15 protein-coding genes are annotated in these 18,588 nt (G+C 58.8%); 10 read left to right on the forward strand and 5 right to left on the reverse strand.

The window, feature by feature from the left end:
• Positions 1-159: 159 nt before the first annotated feature.
• The 5 genes from J4G14_06490 (at position 160) to J4G14_06510 (ending at position 8,637) form a co-directional block, all read left to right on the forward strand.
• Complete coding sequence (locus J4G14_06490; protein ID MCE2457447.1) at positions 160-405, forward strand: hypothetical protein; 246 nt, start codon at positions 160-162, stop codon at positions 403-405.
• A gap of 189 nt (positions 406-594) precedes the next feature.
• Complete coding sequence (locus tag J4G14_06495; GenBank protein ID MCE2457448.1) at positions 595-2,439, forward strand: DEAD/DEAH box helicase; 1,845 nt, start codon at positions 595-597, stop codon at positions 2,437-2,439.
• 63 nt (positions 2,440-2,502) lie between these two features.
• The gene (locus J4G14_06500; GenBank protein MCE2457449.1) at positions 2,503-3,153 is read left to right on the forward strand and encodes a hypothetical protein; all 651 of its coding nucleotides are present in this window, start codon (positions 2,503-2,505) and stop codon (positions 3,151-3,153) included.
• 820 nt (positions 3,154-3,973) lie between these two features.
• The gene (locus J4G14_06505) at positions 3,974-5,536 is read left to right on the forward strand and encodes a hypothetical protein (protein ID MCE2457450.1); all 1,563 of its coding nucleotides are present in this window, start codon (positions 3,974-3,976) and stop codon (positions 5,534-5,536) included.
• A 1,268-nt stretch (positions 5,537-6,804) separates the two neighbouring features.
• Complete coding sequence (locus J4G14_06510) at positions 6,805-8,637, forward strand: hypothetical protein (GenBank protein ID MCE2457451.1); 1,833 nt, start codon at positions 6,805-6,807, stop codon at positions 8,635-8,637.
• On the opposite strand, the gene J4G14_06515 is transcribed toward J4G14_06510, so the two are convergent.
• From J4G14_06515 to J4G14_06530, 4 genes are all read right to left on the reverse strand, one after another.
• On the reverse strand, positions 8,632-9,336 hold the full coding sequence (locus J4G14_06515) for a DNA alkylation repair protein (protein ID MCE2457452.1): 705 nt from the start codon (positions 9,334-9,336) through the stop codon (positions 8,632-8,634). The two genes, J4G14_06510 and J4G14_06515, sit on opposite strands and share 6 nt — an antisense overlap.
• Positions 9,337-9,339: 3 nt before the next feature.
• Entirely contained in the window at positions 9,340-9,933 is a 594-nt protein-coding gene (locus J4G14_06520; GenBank protein ID MCE2457453.1) for a nucleotidyltransferase family protein, read from the reverse strand.
• 81 nt (positions 9,934-10,014) lie between these two features.
• Positions 10,015-11,157: an XdhC family protein gene (locus J4G14_06525; protein ID MCE2457454.1), complete on the reverse strand. Its 1,143-nt coding sequence runs from the start codon at positions 11,155-11,157 to the stop codon at positions 10,015-10,017.
• A 161-nt stretch (positions 11,158-11,318) separates the two neighbouring features.
• Positions 11,319-12,506, reverse strand: a complete 1,188-nt coding sequence (locus J4G14_06530; protein ID MCE2457455.1) for an acetyl-CoA C-acetyltransferase — start codon at positions 12,504-12,506, stop codon at positions 11,319-11,321.
• Between the two features lie 243 nt (positions 12,507-12,749).
• Here J4G14_06530 and J4G14_06535 point away from each other — a divergent pair, with 243 nt between their 5' ends.
• From J4G14_06535 to J4G14_06555, 5 genes are all read left to right on the forward strand, one after another.
• Positions 12,750-13,724, forward strand: a complete 975-nt coding sequence (locus J4G14_06535; protein MCE2457456.1) for a zinc-binding dehydrogenase — start codon at positions 12,750-12,752, stop codon at positions 13,722-13,724.
• A 161-nt stretch (positions 13,725-13,885) separates the two neighbouring features.
• Positions 13,886-14,866 (forward strand): zinc-binding dehydrogenase, encoded by a 981-nt coding sequence (locus J4G14_06540; protein ID MCE2457457.1) that lies wholly within the window; start codon positions 13,886-13,888, stop codon positions 14,864-14,866.
• Between the two features lie 106 nt (positions 14,867-14,972).
• Positions 14,973-15,785, forward strand: a complete 813-nt coding sequence (locus tag J4G14_06545) for a glucose 1-dehydrogenase (protein MCE2457458.1) — start codon at positions 14,973-14,975, stop codon at positions 15,783-15,785.
• A gap of 60 nt (positions 15,786-15,845) precedes the next feature.
• Positions 15,846-16,619, forward strand: coding sequence for an SDR family oxidoreductase (locus tag J4G14_06550; GenBank protein ID MCE2457459.1), 774 nt, complete (start codon positions 15,846-15,848; stop codon positions 16,617-16,619).
• 45 nt (positions 16,620-16,664) lie between these two features.
• Positions 16,665-17,753 carry a DUF4432 family protein gene (locus J4G14_06555; GenBank protein MCE2457460.1) on the forward strand — a complete coding sequence of 363 codons (1,089 nt, stop codon included), beginning with the start codon at positions 16,665-16,667 and terminating at the stop codon, positions 17,751-17,753.
• Between the two features lie 9 nt (positions 17,754-17,762).
• On the opposite strand, the gene J4G14_06560 is transcribed toward J4G14_06555, so the two are convergent.
• Positions 17,763-18,473 carry a hypothetical protein gene (locus J4G14_06560; GenBank protein ID MCE2457461.1) on the reverse strand — a complete coding sequence of 237 codons (711 nt, stop codon included), beginning with the start codon at positions 18,471-18,473 and terminating at the stop codon, positions 17,763-17,765.
• Positions 18,474-18,588: the final 115 nt, after the last annotated feature.

The raw sequence follows: 18,588 nt of genomic DNA on the forward strand, positions 1-18,588 counted from the left end.
GGGCCATTGGATGGCAGCCCAACGGCGCTCTCAGAATGCTCGGATTAACACCCTGGCAATAATCGAAAGACCCTGAGAGAAGGGGATAGAACTGGTCGAGCGCTGACCCTGTTCTTCGACACGGCCGGCCAGCGATGGCTCAGGGGAGACTGGTACGGATTGCGTTTTCTGGCTCTCGAGGCTCTTACGGGCGGCGTCAATGCGGTGTACCGCTCGGACAGAAGGGAGCTTCTCATACCGGACTCCCAACGCTGGCCGTTGTTGTACGAACGGGCGCTCGTCCTTTCCTCAGGCCTTCTACCCAAGCGTGCGCTCAACCCTGAGTGGCTGAGCTATCCGCGTGTACCACTGGGCATGGCCCACAGGCTGTGCGAAAAACTGAACGTAGACCTCCAGGAGGAATAGACCGTGCATGACCTTGTAGGTGCCTACGAGCGCCTGACCTCCGTCTACCAAAAGTAGATCGAGAGCGCTTTCCCTCTGCGCTATCCGAACATGGCGGAGGAAAGGAAGGCCCTGTACTCCTACTCGGAAGTGCTCTCGCAGCCCCCTCTTCTGGAGCCAACACCAGTCTATCCCACATCGAACCGAACATTGGCTTGGGCGGTCACAGAGATCTCAACTGAATACCGGGACCTGCCTAGCCTCGCACAGGGACTGCTGCCAGACCCGTCGGTCAGGCTGTGGAAGCATCAGTGGACGAGCCTCAAGACGATGCTGCAGGAAGGGAAGGACCTGGTGGTTACAACCGGGACCGGCTCCGGCAAGACTGAGTGTATCTTGCTGCCAGTACTGGCCGAACTGGCGAGAGAGTCCGAAGGTTGGCCCGCGAGCCCACCGCCTCTCGCAAACAGAAAGTGGTGGAAGGACGACTCATCCGAATGGCAGAGCCAGTGGGCCCACACTGGCAGAAGTTCGCAGGGGTCACACGCTATAAGGGCAATAGTCCTCTATCCTCTGAACGCGCTCGTCGAAGACCAGCTCAGGAGGCTGCGGCAGACGCTTGATTCAGAAGAAGTCCTCAGTTGGCTAGACGATAGTCGCGGAGGCAACCGGATTACATTCGGGCGATACACCGGGGCCACTCCCGTTTCAGGACGTCCTGGGAGTGAGTCGGCCGTACAGAGGTTGAGACACCGATTGGGAAGCCTGGCCGTTGAGAGTGCAGCCGTCAGAGGCGACGTTGATCTGTCACTGGACGTCAAGTACTACTTCCCCAACATCGACGGGGCAGAAATGTGGTCTCGCTGGGACATGCAGCACACACCTCCCGATATCCTGATCACCAACTGTCACATGTTGAACATTATGTTGATGCGACAGATCGAAGCTGGAATGTTCGAGAAGACCAGGGCCTGGCTTCAGAGAGATCCGGGCAACAAATTTTTCCTTATTGTGGACGAACTTCATTCGTACAGGGGCACGGCCGGTACTGAAGTTGGATACATCTTACGCCTGTTGCTGGATCGATTGGGGCTTTCTCCTGAATCCGACCAGCTTGTGATTCTGGCCACCTCTGCCAGCCTCCCGGATTCTCCCAAGTCCCGGGAGTTCCTCAGTGAGTTCTTCGGAAGGGACCGCTTCGAGATCGTTTCAGAGGACCAGGAGCCCCCTGAGAAGGATTCGCACAGTACCATGCGGCAATACGGCGATGCCTTCAAAAGGTTCGCTCATCAAGTCCAGCCTGATGTACTGAGTCCCATGTTGCCGCCCGATCCCGAATCAACTACCAGCATTAGGGCGATGTCGGAGCTTGTCGAGGCCTTAGGATGTCAAACCGGACCGGGGGATGAAGCAAAGCACACCCTGGCTCAAGCCCTCCTTGAGATTGGAGCCGATGACTCCATACGAGATGTCTGCCTGGTGTCTGGAGGCAGTCGAGAGGTGCGCGCCACAAGGCTAACTGAACTGGACCACACACTATTCGGCCCAAATAACACTGGCCATACTGCCACCGATGCCATGCGAGGGCTGCTTCTGGCACTGGGCATGAGCCGCAATGAGGCGCACGGCACCTCTCCTCAACCTATTCGCGGTCATCTGTTCTTTCATAACGTTCAGAACATGTGGGTGTGCGCAAGCCCGGACTGTGACGGTAGCCTTCATAGAAAGGTCATTGATTCCCTCGAAGGGGGCCCGGGAGGGAAGGGACCTGTCGGTACCCTTCATGTCCAGAACAGAATCACCTGCTCGTGTGGCGGCAGAGTTCTTGACTTGCTGGTGTGCGAAGTGTGCGGTGACATTCTGCTTGGTGGTTACCGAGGTAAAGCAGATGTGGCCGGACAGCCCGTTGAGATACTGGCCGCGGACCGACCCAATATCGCAGATATGCCCAATTGGGTGTCGGGAGGACAGAAGCATGGCCAATACGCTGTCTTCTGGCCCCTTGGCATTGACGAACCCAACGGGGAACCTGAAGACCTACAGTTCTCCCATTAAGGAATCAGACGCAATTGGGTCAGGGCAAACCTCAACGTAAGGTCAGGAGTGCTGTCCCGTACCATGACTCATGCGGGTCCCGGCCAACTGGGGGGTTGGACATACGTCATTGGTGGTGCGGATGCCGACCAGCAAGAAGCACTGCCGCCCAAGTGTCCTCGATGTGATGCCGACTATCGCCGTAGGACGTCGGATACGCCCCTGCGCCTGCACAGGACCGGATTCCAGAAGGCCTGCCAGGTAGTGCCAGGTGCTCTTGCCAGAGAGACTCCGTTGGAGCAGAACGGGAAGCTGGCTCGCAAGCTGCTGATCCTCACGGACAGCAGGCAGGATGCCGCGAAACTCGCGTCGGGAATGGAGCAGGACCACTACCGGGACATGGTGAGGATTCTAATGCTCAAGGCACTGGACGAGTACTGGGACTCGTTCAAGGCGGCGGTTAGAATTGTTGCCTCCTGCGTACCTGACGGGCGTGAGAAGATCGTCAACTTGAACCCAGGACTGAGAGGAGTGCTCTCCGATCCACAGGGCCCTGACGACGAGCAATTGGCGGCACAGTTTCAGTCATCATCTGCCGGTCTATACCAGGAGCTGTTCAACTGGCTGTTGGACATACCGAGTGTGAACCCAGCCTCGCTTGAGGCCATGAAAGGAATGATCGCCGACTATCCCGGAAGAGTCCCCTTAACGGCAATAAGGGACCGTGTAAGGTAGGAATTCCTGAAGCTCGGCCTCAATCCCGGTGGCAATGGGTATAGACAGAACTACTACTCGGTGCCTGTCGGAAATGGGGAAGAGCGACATAGATGGTCGGAATGCTACGACTGGTCGCAGCGGATTCCGCAGCTCAGACCGGGGTTGCCGCTTCAGGCCGATCGATTGAATGACCTGACTGACTCCACGCTGATGTCCGAACTCATGTTCACGTTGTTCCAACACTCGGTTCGCACTCTTGAGAGCTTGGGCGCTGGGTGGGTCACCTACGCTCCTTACGGGTCTCCAGATGAGTCGGTGATCGGTGCGACTGAGACGATAATCAGGTTGCTGGGTATACGTTTACGCCACAAGTATTCCGATCGCTTCAGGCATGGCACAGGGACAGGATTCTCTAGGTACATAGAAAAGTTCTTGGAGGACGCCCAAGTGTCGTCGAACTCGGTGATGAGTCAGTTTGTCGGCTCCAGCATCGCAGCCGAAGGTGAGAATTATCTGGGCCTAAACCCTGACAACCTCTACATCGTCAGAAAAAAGAAGGAGGCCGATGACGACAGAGTACATGGATGGCGATGCCCGGTATGTAGCGCGTTCTTCCTACATGCAACAGGACGACGATCCGTCTGTCCCAACTGCCGAGATACTCAACTCATACGGAGCGTCACCCAGGAAAGCTTCGACTATTACGTGTATCTGGCAGAACAGTCGGGTCCCGCCTTCCGGCTTCATTGCGAGGAGTTGACTGGACAGACCGACGATGCTGACAGGCCCAGACGCCAGAGATGGTTCCAGGAAGTGTTCATCGAAGACGAGAAGGCTCTTGCCCCCAGTGGAAGGGGTGGACCTCCTGAGCGTCACCACCACCATGGAGGCCGGCGTGGACATCGGAGTCCTAGAGGCCGTAATGATGGCCAATATGCCGCCAAGGCGATTTAACTACCAGCAGCGAGTGGGACGAGCCGGTAGACGGGGAGGTGGAGTGTCCCTTGCGGTCACTTTCTGCCGTGGGCGCAGTCACGATGACTACTACTACGAACGTCCGGAGCAGATCACCGGTGAGCCGCCTCCCCCGCCCTACGTGGATGTCTCCAGCCTTTCAATCTTCAAACGAGTGTTCATAAAGGAGGTGTTTCGGCTTGCCTTCAGAGAACTTGATGTGGGGCATTCCGACGGATTCCACGAGAGCGTCCACGGAGAGTTCGGACCGGCATCAGAGTGGGCCGGACGAGCTGAAGAGGTCAGGACTTGGATCAATGCTCCCTCCAATGACGACTACATCGGCGCTATCCTCGACGCACTGCGCATTGGCACATACTGGTCTGAGGACAACGAGGGCACTTTCTGCAGGGATATGATCAACTATGCGAAGGACTCTCTGATTGATGAGATATCTGGAATCGCAACCAACTCTACCTATCATCAGGAAGCTCTGAGCGAGAGGTTAGCCCATGCAGGGCTTCTGCCAATGTTCGGTTTTCCTACGGATGTCCGGATGCTCTTTACCGAAGTGCCCCGGGGCGCCAATCCATGGCCTCCGCACCGGGAAAACATCGACCGCGATCTGTTCATTGCGATCAGCCAGTTCGCACCGGGTTCACAGACCGTCAAAGACAAGACGATCCACAATGCCTGCGGCGTCGCCGAATTCTTCCCCATGGGCAATAGGGTCTACAATCGTTCTGGGTTCGTACCCCCACTGCCAGGCTCCAATCCAAATCTCCTGGGAATCTGCCGGGACTGTCAGAGCGTGCAGCTTGGTGGGGGACTGGTCGACGGCTCCAGTTGTCAGGTATGCGGAAGGGCGGAGGTTGGAATCCTGGATGCCCGGGAGCCGAAGGGATTCTTTACGGACTTCATACCGGAGGACTATCGCGGAGTGTTCGAATGGGCTCCACGGTCCACTGTGCCAACACTTGCTTGGGATGGCGGAGCTGAATACACGTCCCGCATCGCCAACTGCGGGGTTTCGGCCTTCTCAGTGGAGATCTTCTCAGTGAACGACAATGACAATGAAGGCGGTTTTGACTTCCAGCAGGCGAGGTTTGAGGGTCGGCGCGAGTGGAGAGAGGGTTATGCAGTCAGTCCTGGTCCGGGTAGGGACCACCGCATCTCCGTGCACGGCGACCCTCACAAGATAGCGTTGTTGTCCCGCAGGAAGACTGATGTTCTTGTGACAGGGTTGGACAGTTGGCCCGAGGGTATATTTGCCGATCCACTTGATCCTGTGGGACGGGCCGCCTGGTACTCGTTTGCCTTCTTCATGCGCACTGCGGCTTCGGCCATGATGGATGTTGACACTCTTGAGTTCAACGCCGGTTTCCGTCCCACGCGCGATACCAATTCGCGTGTGGTCGGTCAGGCGTTCCTATCTGACACGCTGTAAAACGGCGCCGGTTATTGCTGGTGGCTTGGACAGCCAGAGAACTTCTCCGCGCTGCTTCACGAAGGAGACGTGGGTCAACCTGAAGGCAGCGCGGAATTGTGGATCAACAGCCCACACGGTGAGGAGTGCGATACGTCGTGCAACCGTTGCCTGCGAGACTTCTACAATCTATCCTATCACGGACTGCTCGACTGGCGATTGAACTCACGAGCTGTGGTGGATCTGGAGGCCCGCTGGACACCTTACGTGAACCCTTGGCAATCGCTTTGCTCGGAGGAGAATTCACCCGTGTCCATAATGCTGGAGAATCTCGGGTTCACAAGGGCGACGGAATACGCCGGTCTTCAGGCCTAACGGCACGATCCGTTGAGCCGAGTGAGTATTGTACGCCACCCGCTCTGGACCGACGACCACCCGGTCTATAGGAAGGCAAAAGCTGAGGCTCAGAGGACTTTCCTGAATTGTGTCGTGGACGCGGTGAATCCGTTTGAGATCATCAGGCATCCGGCAAGCGTGCTAGCTGCCATGTGAAGGGGTCCTCTTCGCCGACCATACTTTCGTAGTAAGGGTCGAGCTTTCCGAGAGACCCTGGCCTTTGGTCGCTCGCCCAAGTCGGTTGGCTCAAATGGGCTGCGGAAGAACGTACCACGGAGCGGAGTCGGAGACCCACGAGAAACTGGAATTACAATATCAAAGGCCAAGGCGAGCATTGACTGCTCCGCGGCTGGGGAAGAGCGAACTAACCAACGTGACTTTCGGAGGCCGATTACATTCTGTTTGGTAAGTAGCCCCAACTGAGGGAGTATCGTATGTGACGATTTAGACCGTCCAGGCCCCGCGGGATGAGAAGTAGCCTTCCAGGGCGGTTTGGCGTGTAGGTGGGCGGCAACATCGTTGCTTGGGATAACAGGCTTCAGTGCCGCCTTCACGCGCTAATCGTTAAGGAATTGGTCAAGTCCCCGGAGATGCATACGTTTACTCTATGAACAGGTGTGGTCGTCATGGGCCTCACGAGAGTTAGGCCCAACGTACAAGTCAATCTCCGAAAAACTGGGGTTCTACGTGGTCGTCTGTCCAGATTCAGGTCAGATCATCACTGTCGCGCATCGTCTTCGCCGACTCAAACAGCAGAGTGACGATATTTCGTCCAGATGGTCTCCTGGGCGAAGGCTTATATGTCAGGAGGGGCTCCGCGCCCCTCCACTAGACGATCAACGACTAATACTTTGCAGCCTTTCCAAATGCCGAAAGTGAGTAAGGGATAGACCATGACTAACACAATTGACGAATCGCGAAAATCTGGGCGTTGGACAACCCGCGACACCTCGCTCAGCCTGATATTCAATTCATTCGTGATTGACCCAGACTACGGTGGAGACATTATTGACCGTGCCTTGGAATATCGAGAGGAAGCCTCAGATAGCGCTCGAGGTATTCTCAATTCTGCTATCAAGGACAGCGTCGAAGTAGCTGGCTTCCGTGACTCGAGCAAAGCAGTTACAGACCAACTCCGAAATTCCGTGACACTCGAAGTCTTCTCCGGAAACGATCGCTTGGCAGCCGGAGTGTTAAGGGTATGGGAGGAGTCACAAGAAGAACTGAGGGACTTTGTAGCGGAGTACCTGAAGAATGAAGGGATTCCCGCCGAGGGGCCTAACATCCGCAACCGTGAGTTCAATTCAATCTGGCCCAGAAGGGAGTGGCGCCGACAGAGGGATGAGATCGTGGATGCCGACAGCGACGGGCGGTTTGACGAGAACGATATTGGGTTAATGGTTTGTTACGTCTCAGGAAGGCTCGCCGATCCAAATCGAGTCGAGACGGCGGGAATTGATTCAGAGCTAATCTTGGCCTTCATCGATGATTTGGACGAACTACCACCAGACTCTCACGACTGGGAGTACATTGATCCGCTAATAAATGCCCTCACTCAAATGGATGAAGACAAGGCCATTCAACGCAATCTGACTCAGGACTTGGCGCTTCGAGAGGCTACAGACGACGTTAACCTGGATTTCGTGAACGAACTGAGTTACCTGGGACTGAGAATTGATCCGTGGGGGTTAGGCAATCAGAAGAGAAAGCACATTATTCCAGAGGCCCTAGTATTAATCGAAGAATTGAAGTCTGCGCTCGAGGTGTACAGCCCAATTCGTCCACAGGCGGATACCCGAACCGAGGAAATGGAGCGTGCCCCCAGAAGATTTGAGTGCGAGTCCACCATACTCAGTTTGGCAGAAAGGTGGCACGAGTTGATGGCCGCCCCTGAAGTGGCTGAGGAGCTCAACGACTCCCCTGGCATGAAAGCGGAAGATGACAGCACGTTGTTCATCAAGGCATTCACTGAACATGGAGATTCTGAGGCCAATTACGTTAGCGACGCTGTAGCCTCAGAGCTCGATAGCCTCAGGCAGGCCAGCGGGTCGCTTCGCTCTGAGAACGATCAGCTCAGGAAAGTCAGTGAATCCCTCAGTTCTGAGAACGATCGGCTCATTCAGGACAGAGTGCACCTGCGGGCAGACCTGAACGCGCTCAACGACCAGATCGCCCAACTGAGACGTGAGTTGGTCCAGAGCCAGGAGATGCAGGAGCACTGGAGAAGAGGATACGTTCTCGCGAGCGCCGGGCAGGCACGGCCTGAATCTGAAGAGCCTGTGCAGCTCTCCAACGTGGACGATGCACTTGAGCTTGCGGAAAAGAGCTTCCCAGACCGTATAAGGCTGGCCCTCAACTCGAAGTCGAACAGCAACACTCCATTCCAGAGGCCTGACGAGGTTTTCGACGCTCTGGCGTGGCTGGCGACGGAGTACCACAGACTTCGCACTAACCCCGGTGACGCGCCGAACTTCGACATGCTCATCAAGGCAGCGTGCCCTGGCTGGTCGTACAAGGCCAAGCAGACCGAGGTTACGAAGGACCAGTACACTGAGTGGTACACCACCACGCTGGACGGTAAGTCCTACGGGCTGGACGCACACATTGGCAAGGGCACAAGCTTCGATCCACACCAGACGATTCGCATAGCGTTCGACTGGGACGATGAGCTAAAGCAGGTCATCGTCGGCTTTGTGGGCAGGCACCAGAAGAACCGCAACTCATAGGGCCGCCCTGATCTTCTCCGCGTTCTTCAGCGCCTCGCGCCGGGATAGTGGGCTGAGTTGATCATGGTGGTCCTGAACGTAGGCTTCGACCGTATCCAGATCGACCCAGGCCAAGTCTCGCAGAGCCCACCCAATGGCCTTGCGTACGAAGAAGTCGCCGTGCGACAGGTTTGGCTCAATGCAGTCGAACAGCAGGTCCAAGTCTGTCTCGTCCTTGCGATTTATCTGGCAGATGATCGATGAGCGACGTTTCCACATGTCCCGGTCACGACTCCACGACCTCATCCTGCGGGACATTCCCTTTGGGTATCGTTCGAGCAACTCACGCAAGCGATGGGTGGCTATCTCGTCGACGAAGTCCCACCACGCGCCGGTGACCACCATCTCCTCGAACATGGGCAGAGTGTCGAAGGTCCGGAATTCGGCGTACTGCTTTGCTCCGGCGAGCTCAAGGGCGGCGTAGCGCTCCTCTCGATACTCGGCCTCGCGCCACAGATCCAGCACAGCGTCTCGCCAGTCAGACTGCTCGGAGATCGGGTAGCTCTTGAAGATAGCGCGGAACAGCTTTCGCCTCACTGGAGTCTGAACGCCGCGGTAGGGCATCTCAGACTTCATGTAGGCGCGCATTCCCTCGGCTTTATCGGGGTTGGCGTTATCGGCCAAGGCACTTCGGATGTCCTGGATCAGAGCAGATGTCATTTGTCACGCTTGGCCGTAGGTCTGGTAGGCAGACTCGTAGGCCTCGGGAGTGTTGAGGTCGAGGCGCACCATGGGGTCATCGAAGTGGACCTCGGTGATCTCGGCCCGGTGCCTCTCGAACACCTCACGCAGACCCTGGTTTTCCTCTGAGATCAGCTTGAGTTCAGGCAGGAGGCGGGCCGAGAACATAAGCGGGTGGCCTCCCCTGCCCTCCAGCCTGGGAGAGGTCAGGAGAGCTGACGCGCCAGTGTGAACTTCGACGACGCGTCGGATGATCTGAACGGTGCGAGGCTGATCGACTCCCATGACGATGACGTCGTTTGCCTGCTCCGGGACAGCCTCAAGTCCGGCCTTGGTCGACGACGTGCGGCCCTCTCTGTAGCGGTGGTTAACAACGTAGGAAGCGCCAGTGCCTTCAATGTAAGGCACCACATCTTCCGACCTGTGTCCGAGGACGACGATAACCTCTGACGCGCCACCTTCGAACAGTATGGAGATCTGGTGCTCGACGAGGGTCGTGCCCCGCCACTGGAGAAGCGGCTTGGGTCGGCCCATGCGCGAACTGAGTCCCGCGGCTGTGAGTACGGCGGTGATCATTCAGAGCAAGCTACTGCAAGTCCCGAGACATGCCCTCTTGCCTGGCACGAATCCTCGGTCCTTCAAAACAAGGGGGAGAAATCAGTCGGCGACTGCGACAGCAGGCTGCTCGGCCTCGACCTTGGCAATAATGCGGTCAATGCGGTGCTGCTCCAGCTTCATCTCACGGCCGGTGCCGCCAAGCCTGTACATCAGGATCTCGCCCATGATGCTGACAGCGATCTCCTCGGGAGTGCGCGCGTGGATGTCGAGGCCGATGGGCGACCTGATCTCGCGCAGTCGCTCTTCGTCGAGGCCCATGCGCACGAGGTCCTCATAGATGAGGATCGTCTTGCGCTTGCTGCCCATGAGACCGACGTAGCGGGCAGGCGTATCAGCCGCAGCGGCGAGCGCGACGTTGTCGAACCTGTGGCCGCGAGTCGCCACCACGATGAACGTGTTGGCGTTGATCGGAAGCTCCTTGAGAGCGTCCTCAGGCTTCTTGGCGATGACTATGTCCGCCTCAGGGAAGCGCTGGGGATTGGCGAACTCCTCGCGGTCGTCGGTGATGAACAGCCTGAAGCCAAGCGGCTTGGCGTGACTGGCAAGCGCCCTGGAGACGTGCCCTCCGCCGCAAATCACAAGCTGGGGCGGCGTGGTGTACGCCTCTATGAAGTACTCGACGCCCTCGTCGGTGATCACGTACTCGTTCCTGCCCATCGCCATGAGTTTACGGGCACGGTTTACGGCGTCATGGTCGAGCCTGAGGTCGCCGAGCGACCCCTCGGTCGAACCGTCCTCACGGATGAACAGCTTGGAGCCGATAGTACCGAGTCCATTCGCTGACCTGATTAGGCTGGCAAGCGCAACAGACGGTCCGCCTTCGTAGGCAGCGTCGATCTCTTTGGCGACGTCAATGTACTCCTCGGGACGATAGACAGGGTCGATGAGGAAGAACATCGTGCCACCGCAGACGAGACCGTCCTCGGCAGCGAGGTCTTCGTTGAGCTCGTACTCGCGGTACTGGGCGTCACCGCCACGTCTCATAAGCTGGCTGGCCGCGTACCAGATGTCGCCCTCGACGCATCCTCCGCCCAGGGTCCCGACACCCGTGCCGTCCTTCCTCACCAGCAGCTTCGCGCCCGGCTTCTGGGGCGTGGACCCCTTGGTGCGTATGACCGTGGCCATCACCAACTGCTCGTCTTTTTCGAGCAGGTTCACTGCTTCGTGGAAAACGTCTTGCATATTCCTACCCGTCTCGGCTCATCCCTGAATCGCGTTTGAGAATCACTGTTCTTAGCTTATCAGCAAGGCATCAGCGGAGCAATGAAGAGGCGGCAAATGTGGCATACAGAACTCGCCACAGGCCGCCTCCAATTGTCTCGGGCGGGCAATCCCTGCCTCTCCTACCCCACGCGCTCGAAGATGGTGGCTACGCCCTGGCCTCCGCCTACGCACATGGTGACGAGGCCGAGGTTCTGGTCGCGGAGTTCGATCTCCTCCAGCAGCTTGACTGTCATGACGGCGCCGGTGGCTCCGACGGGGTGGCCAAGGCTGATGCCGCTGCCGTTGACGTTGGTCTTATCGAGATCGAGGTCAAGCTCGCGGATGCAGTAGAGCGCCTGCGCGGCGAACGCCTCGTTGAGCTCGATGAGGTCAATGTCGTCGACGTCCATGCCTGCCTTCCCGAGCGCCTTTTGGACGGCGGGCACAGGTCCGATTCCCATGATCGCGGGGTCGACTCCGGCGACGCCCCTGGCATGCCATCGCAGCTTGGGTGTTATGCCGAGCTGCTTCGCCTTCTCTTCTGACATCAGGACGACTGCCGCTGCGCCGTCATTGATACTGGAAGCGTTGCCCGCAGTAACGGAGCCGTCGCGTTTGAAAACCGGACGCAGACCAGCGAGACGCTCCAGGCTGGTGTCCGCTCTCGGGCCCTCATCGGTGTCGACAATCACGGGGTCGCCACGACGCTGGGGAACGCTGACCGGTGTTATCTGGCCGTCGAACCTGCCGCTCTCCATGGCGGCAACTGCGCGCTGGTGACTGATGAGAGCAAGCTCGTCCTGCGATTCACGGCTCACCTCGAAGCGCTCGGCCACGTTCTCGGCGGTCATACCCATGTGGTAGCGATTGACCGGGCATCCGAGTCCCTCTATCAGGCCGTCGCGGAGGGTGCTGTCGCCCATGCGCAGGCCATCGAACCTGACGCTAGGGTCGAGCATGAACGGCGCCTGGGTCATGTTCTCAGTGCCGCCTGCGACAGCAATGTCGACCTCGCCTGTTCGAATAAGCTGGGCGGCCATGTTGATCGCCTCAAGGCCGGACGAGCACTGCCGGTTTACAGCGATAGTGGGCGTCTCCTCTGGAATACCAGCGTTGAGCGAGGCCAGACGTGCCGCATAGCCGGCCTCCTGCGCCTGGAGCGCGTTCCCCATTACTACCTCTTCGACCAACTCAGGCGATACGCCAGCGCGTTCGAGCGCGGCCCTGATCGCAGTCGCTCCGAGTTCGGGGGCCGCAACGTCCTTGAACGACCCGCCGAATCTTCCCATTGCTGTCCTGGCGCCGCTGACGATAACCGCGTTCTGCATTGCTTTTCTCCTTGCTGGTTTCTCTGGTGGTTGGGCCGATTATACGACTTTCCACTATTACATGGAGAGGGCGTACGGTAGGGACGGTTCACGAACCGCCCCTACGAAGTTTAGATGGGTGAGTCATCTTGCAAAGTGGTACATCGTGGGGTATAAATGCGTCGGCCAAATCATGTCCCGCACTCTGGCGGGTTCAATGTACATGTATGTCCAGCTCTTGGCTGGCGGTTGGAGAGAGAACAAATGAGAGCAGCACGGATTAGCGCACCCAAAACGTGGGAAATCATGGATGTCGAAGCGCCGACGATAGTCGATGGGCAGTGCCTCATCAAGCTGGAGCGGTGGTCAGTGTGCGGCAGCGACATCCGACACGGCTACGGCCCCGTCTATCCTGAAGAAGACTACCCGATGCGAGTGGGCGGTCCGTGCCACGAGTGCGCGGGTACAGTAGTCGAGAGTCGCAGCGACCAGTTCCAGGAGGGACAGCGCGTGATAGTGCTGCCCAATCAGGGCGGACACGGCGGAATGGTGGAGTACATGGCGAGCACGCCGGACCGAATGGCGGCGCTTCCCGACGAGGGCGACCTTGGAGAGTGGGTGATGTGTCAGCCGTCGGGCACAGTGCTCTACTCATGCCAGCAGATGGAAACGATCCTCGGCAAGCGCGTGCTGATTTTCGGACAGGGCAGCATTGGACTGTCGTTCACTGCAATCACAGCACGATCGGGCGCGAGGCAGGTAATCGCCGTCGACCTCGAGGACTACCGGCTGGAGTACGCAAAGAGGTTCGGAGCGACCCACACGCTCAACCCGACGAGGGACAACCTGGACGAGGCGATAGCTGAAATCACGGGCGGACGTGGCGCGGAGATCTCAGTGGAGGCAGCCGGTTACCCCGACACGTTCAACAACACGTTCAAGTATGTCTCCAAGTTCGGGAGGTGCATTATCTTCGGGCTTGTCGGCGGGACGGAGGACATGGCTCCACTTCACTACCGGCAGTTCATCATGAACACGCCGACCGTCATCCCGACACTGGGCGCGACCAGCGGCGACGCAGTCGGGCACATCCAGAGAATGATCGAGTTGAAGCAGCGCGGATGGTGGGACCCGGGAGAGATGGTCACACACCAGATGCCGTTCGACGACGTCAAGAACGCATACGATATGTATGAGAATCGTGACGATGAGATCGTTAAGGCGGTGATGACGGCGTAGGTTGGGTGGGACGGGCACACCATAGGTGGTATTGACGGATTAACCCTCACCCCAGCCCTCTCCCATCGAGGGAGAGGGGGCCGTTGGTTTAGGGCTTCGGTAATCTCCTCATTACTGAAAGAGAGGAGAATTTCAGAGGAATTCAGGAGCAAAGGACGGAAATGAGAGCAGCTAGGATCAGCGCACCGAAGACCTGGGAGATCATGGACATAGAGACGCCGGCCATCGACGACGGCCAGTGTCTCATCAAGCTGGAGAAGTGGTCCGTATGCGGCAGCGACATCCGCCACGGGTACGGACCGGTCTTGCCTGAAGAAGAGTATCCGATGCGCACGGGCGCGCCCTGTCACGAGTGCGCTGGTACGATAGTCGAGAGCAGAACGGACGAGTTCCAGGTCGGTCAGCGTGTCATCGTGCTGCCAGGGCGCGCAGGAACGGGCGGACTGGTGGAGTATCTGCCTGGCACACCTGACAGGATGGCGCTATTGCCCGACGAAGGTGACCTCGCCGAGTGGGTTATGTGCCAGCCGTCCGGGACGGTGCTCTACTCATGTCAGAAGATGGGCACGATCCTCGGCAAGAGCGTCGTCGTTTTCGGACAGGGCAGCATCGGGCTTTCGTTCACTGCCATCACGGCCCGGGCCGGTGCGCGAGAAGTAATTGCCATAGATTACGAGGACAACCGGCTGGAGTTCGCAAAGCGCTTCGGCGCGACGCAGACGATCAATCCTGCAAAAGACGATCTCGATGAGGCGATGGCCGAGCTTACCGGCGGCGTAGGAGCGGACATCTCCGTTGAGGCAGCGGGCTATCCCGACTCGCTGAACAACAGCCTGAAGCACGTAAACCAGGACGGCGGCAAGGTCATCATCTTCGGCATCCAGGGCGGAGGCGGAGACGGCACAGTGCCGCTGGTGTTCAGAGGCCTGTTCAGGGAGGGCATCACTGTGATCCCAACGCAGGGCGCCGCCAGCCCGGACGCGATCGACCACATACAGACGATGATCGAGCTGAGGCAGCGCGGATGGTGGGACCCGGGGGAGATGGTCACACACCAGATGAGCTTCGACAACGTCAAGGAAGCGTACGACATGTACGAGAATATAGACGACAACGTGGTCAAGGTGGTGATGGGAGAGTGAGAAAACTGCACAGGTGCAGTTTTCGAGGAGTGAGGAGTTAGAGCCGCCCCTAATCCCCCGGCGGGTATGTATTGGGACTAATGCAAGTGGCTCTGGGAGAGTAGAGTTGGGTGAGTTTAACGGCAAGGTGGTGATCGTCACGGGTGGCGCTCTTGGAATCGGGAGGGCCACCGCGGTCGAGTTCGCGAAAGAGGGCGCAAGCGTAGTTGTCGCGGACGTGAACGAGGAAGCCGGGCGAGCCGTTGAGTCGGAGCTGAATCGCCTGGGACCGGGTGGACTTCTAGTCACTGCAGACATCGGGAACATGAAAGAGTGCAGCCGCGTCGTCGCAGAGACAGTCGAGGCATTTGGCGCGGTCGACGTACTGTTCAATAATGTCGGCATCCAGCCGCCTGACTCATACCGAAACGTTGAAGACACGTCCGAGGAGACTTGGGACCGCATCATCGACGTCAACCTCAAGAGCTACTATATGATGTCGAAGTTCGCCATACCTGAGATGCGCAAGCGCGGCGGCGGCGCGATCGTCAACACCGCCAGCGTGCAGGGCCTCCAGTCGCAGAAGCTGGTTCCCGCGTACGCAGCAAGCAAGGGCGGAGTGCTGTCGCTGACCCGACAGATGGCGCTCGACTACGCGGAGGAGAACATCCGCGTGCTGGCCGTGTGTCCCGGCACCATCGACACTGAAATGGTCCGAACGGTCGCTCGCATGGAAGAGGGCGACCCCGACGCGACCATCGCCAGTTGGGGCAAGGGACACCCGATCGGTAGGGTTGGACAGGGCGTGGACATCGCGAACGTCGTGCTGTTCCTCGCCAGCGAGAAGGCCAGCTTCATGACAGGCGAGCACGTCAACGTGGACGGCGGATTCATGGCCCTCGGCGCGTGGGCATCAGGCGCAGGAGATTCTGCGGAGTAGTAGTTTTCAACCCAACCGTCCAGCCAGGCTAAACCGAATAGCGCCGCGTGGAGGTGGAGCATGGAGGGCAAGGTAGCGATCGTCACCGGTGGGGCTGGCGGCCTCGGATCTGAGATCTGCCGACGATTCTCGATGCGCGGCGCGGCTGTTGCCGTGGCCGATGTGAATAGAGAAGCTGCGTCTGAGCTGGCCGGGACGATAACGTCGGAATGCGGCAGCGCAATCGGGGTGCAGGTCGAAGTGACCGACGAGGACTCGGTTATTGCCGCAGTCAGTACTATCGTCAACGAACTCGGACGTGTGGACTACCTCGTGCACTGTGCTGGCACGAACATCAAGTCGCCGGTGCTCGACATGACGCTGGACCAGTGGAACCTCTCGCTGGAGGCGCATCTGACCGGCGCGTTCCTATTCTGCCGTGAAGCCGGCAAACGTATGGTGGCGCAGGGTGACGGTGGAAGCGTCGTACTGATGTCGTCGGTAACGGCCATGTCGCCGGTCCCCGAACGCGGCGCGTACGGCCCCGCGAAGGCGGCGCTCATAAACTTCGCCGGCCAACTCGGCCTCGAGTGGGCGCATTATGGGATCAACGTCAACGCTGTCTGTCCCGGTGTCGCAGTCACACCGATGACCGAGATGGTGTACAAGCGCGAACCGGAGCTGCGTGAACAGAGACTGAAGCGGTTCCCGATCAAACGCGAGGTGCTGCCAGAGGAGATCGCCGACCTGGTGCTGTTCCTGTGCAGCGATCAGGCTCGCTACATCAACGGTGTAGGCATTCCAATCGATGGCGGATTCCTGAACTCTGGGTTCTACCAGGACACGGAGAGCTGAGTTGCCCGCCTGATCGTTCAGGTACAAGCCTGGGGAGACATGAACATGACGCACTACCAACTCGAGCGCAACTACGGGTGCCGTGTTTCAGACGCGTGGACCTTTCGCGGACTCAAGACGGCGGTCATCGAGAATGAGCTGCTCAGGGTGGTCGTGCTGATCGACAAGGGCGCCGACATCTACCAGTTCGTCCACAAGCCCACGGATACGGACTTCATGTGGCGGTCTCCGTGGGGTGTGCGCGATCCGTCGGTGCGGATACCCACCACGAACTCTGGTGAGGGTAGCTGGTCTGACGTCTATGAAGGTGGATGGCAGACCGTGCTGCCGGGCGGAGGTTTCCCGACTCAGTACAAGGGGGCGGACATGGGGCTGCACGCCGAGGTCACCACCGTTCCGTGGGACGCTGTGATCGTCGAGGACACGCCTGAGGTGGTCTCTATGCGATTCTGGGTTCGGACGGCCCGCACTCCATTCTTCTTTGGAAAGACACTGACGCTGCGTTCCGGGTCGGCAGTGCTGGAGATCGAGGCGAGGCTCACAAACGAGGGCGAGGAGCCCGTCCACTGCGTCTGGGGAGAGCACATCGCTCTGGGCCCGCCGTTCCTGAGCGAGGACTGCGTTATAGACCTGCCAGGCGGCACGCTCATCAACGAGGAGGGAGAGGACTGGCACCCGAACGTCAAGCTCAAGGGTGGCTACAGGGGGCCGTGGCCGATGTCGCAACTCAAGGACGGCACACCGAGGGACCTGAGCAGGATTCCTCCCAAGAGCTTCAGGTCGTACGACATGTCGTACATCTCGGACATGCCTGACGGCTGGTATGCCATAACGAACCAGAAGACAGGGGTGGGATTCGGTTTCAGGTACCCGACCGATGTATTCAAGTTCCTGTGGTACTGGCACTCATTCGGCGGCGGATTCGGATACCCGTGGTGGGGACGCACTTACAACGTGGGGCTGGAGCCGTTCACGAGTTTTGGCAACGGCGGACTCGCAGCCGCTGTTGACAACGACACCGCGTTGCTGGTGCAGGCCGGGGAGACCGTCGAGGTGTCGCAGCGCGCCGTCGCATTCAGCGGCGCGAGCCGCGTGGCATCTATCTCGCCGGACGGCGAGGTCACGCTGGCATAAAGGCCACGTCTACGACTCCCACGGTCGTTCGCGGGACAGGCGCTCGAAGGTGGCGGCATTGTAGTACATACCCGGCGCGACGTCCTCGCTTTCGATGAGGGACTTGATGTGCTCTTCAGCCATCTCGTGCTCTTCGACCCACTCGATGACGTCTTCTGCAATCTCGGCAGCGACAACCACGACTCCATCGTCATCGCCGACGATCAGGTCGCCTGGACGGACGGCCACACCTCCGCACTGTATAGTGACGTTGGCCTCGTAAGGCCACACGTCCGGGGCGCCGACCGCGCCCGTCCTGCCACCTGAGAAGAGCTTGTATCCGTACTCGGCCACCGCTCCGAGATCGCGGATCGCGCCGTCGGTGACCAGGCCCTCGGCTCTGCGCATCTTGAGCTGCAGCAGCTTCACGTCGCCGCCTATGGAGGCCCACGATTTCCCCATGGCATCGAAGACCATCACGTCGCCCGGTTCGCACGAGCCCATTGCCACGTACTCGGGGGAGTCGGATCCAAGCTCGGTCTCCCGCATTATGTCGGGACGTGGAGGCACAAAGCGCAGCGTCTTTGCTCTGCCAACAAGGTGTGCTCCCGGCGTCCTCGCATAGACGCCCTTCATGAAACTGGGATCGTATCCCCTTCTGCGAACGCCGCTGTATACGGTGGCTGAGGAGACTTTGCGGTAGCGCTCGATGAGGGCGTCAGAGATATGGGGGTCGGACACGGTATCGCTCCTTGGTCAATGTGGTGCTGAGGCGACAGCGATTCTACCACGCGGACTCACTATCTGCTGTTACGAAGTTCGTGAATTCCTTGTCACTGCTGAGATAACGGTGTTA

The organism is Dehalococcoidia bacterium (assembly GCA_021295915.1).
Classification (GTDB): domain Bacteria; phylum Chloroflexota; class Dehalococcoidia; order Lucifugimonadales; family UBA1123; genus VXRN01.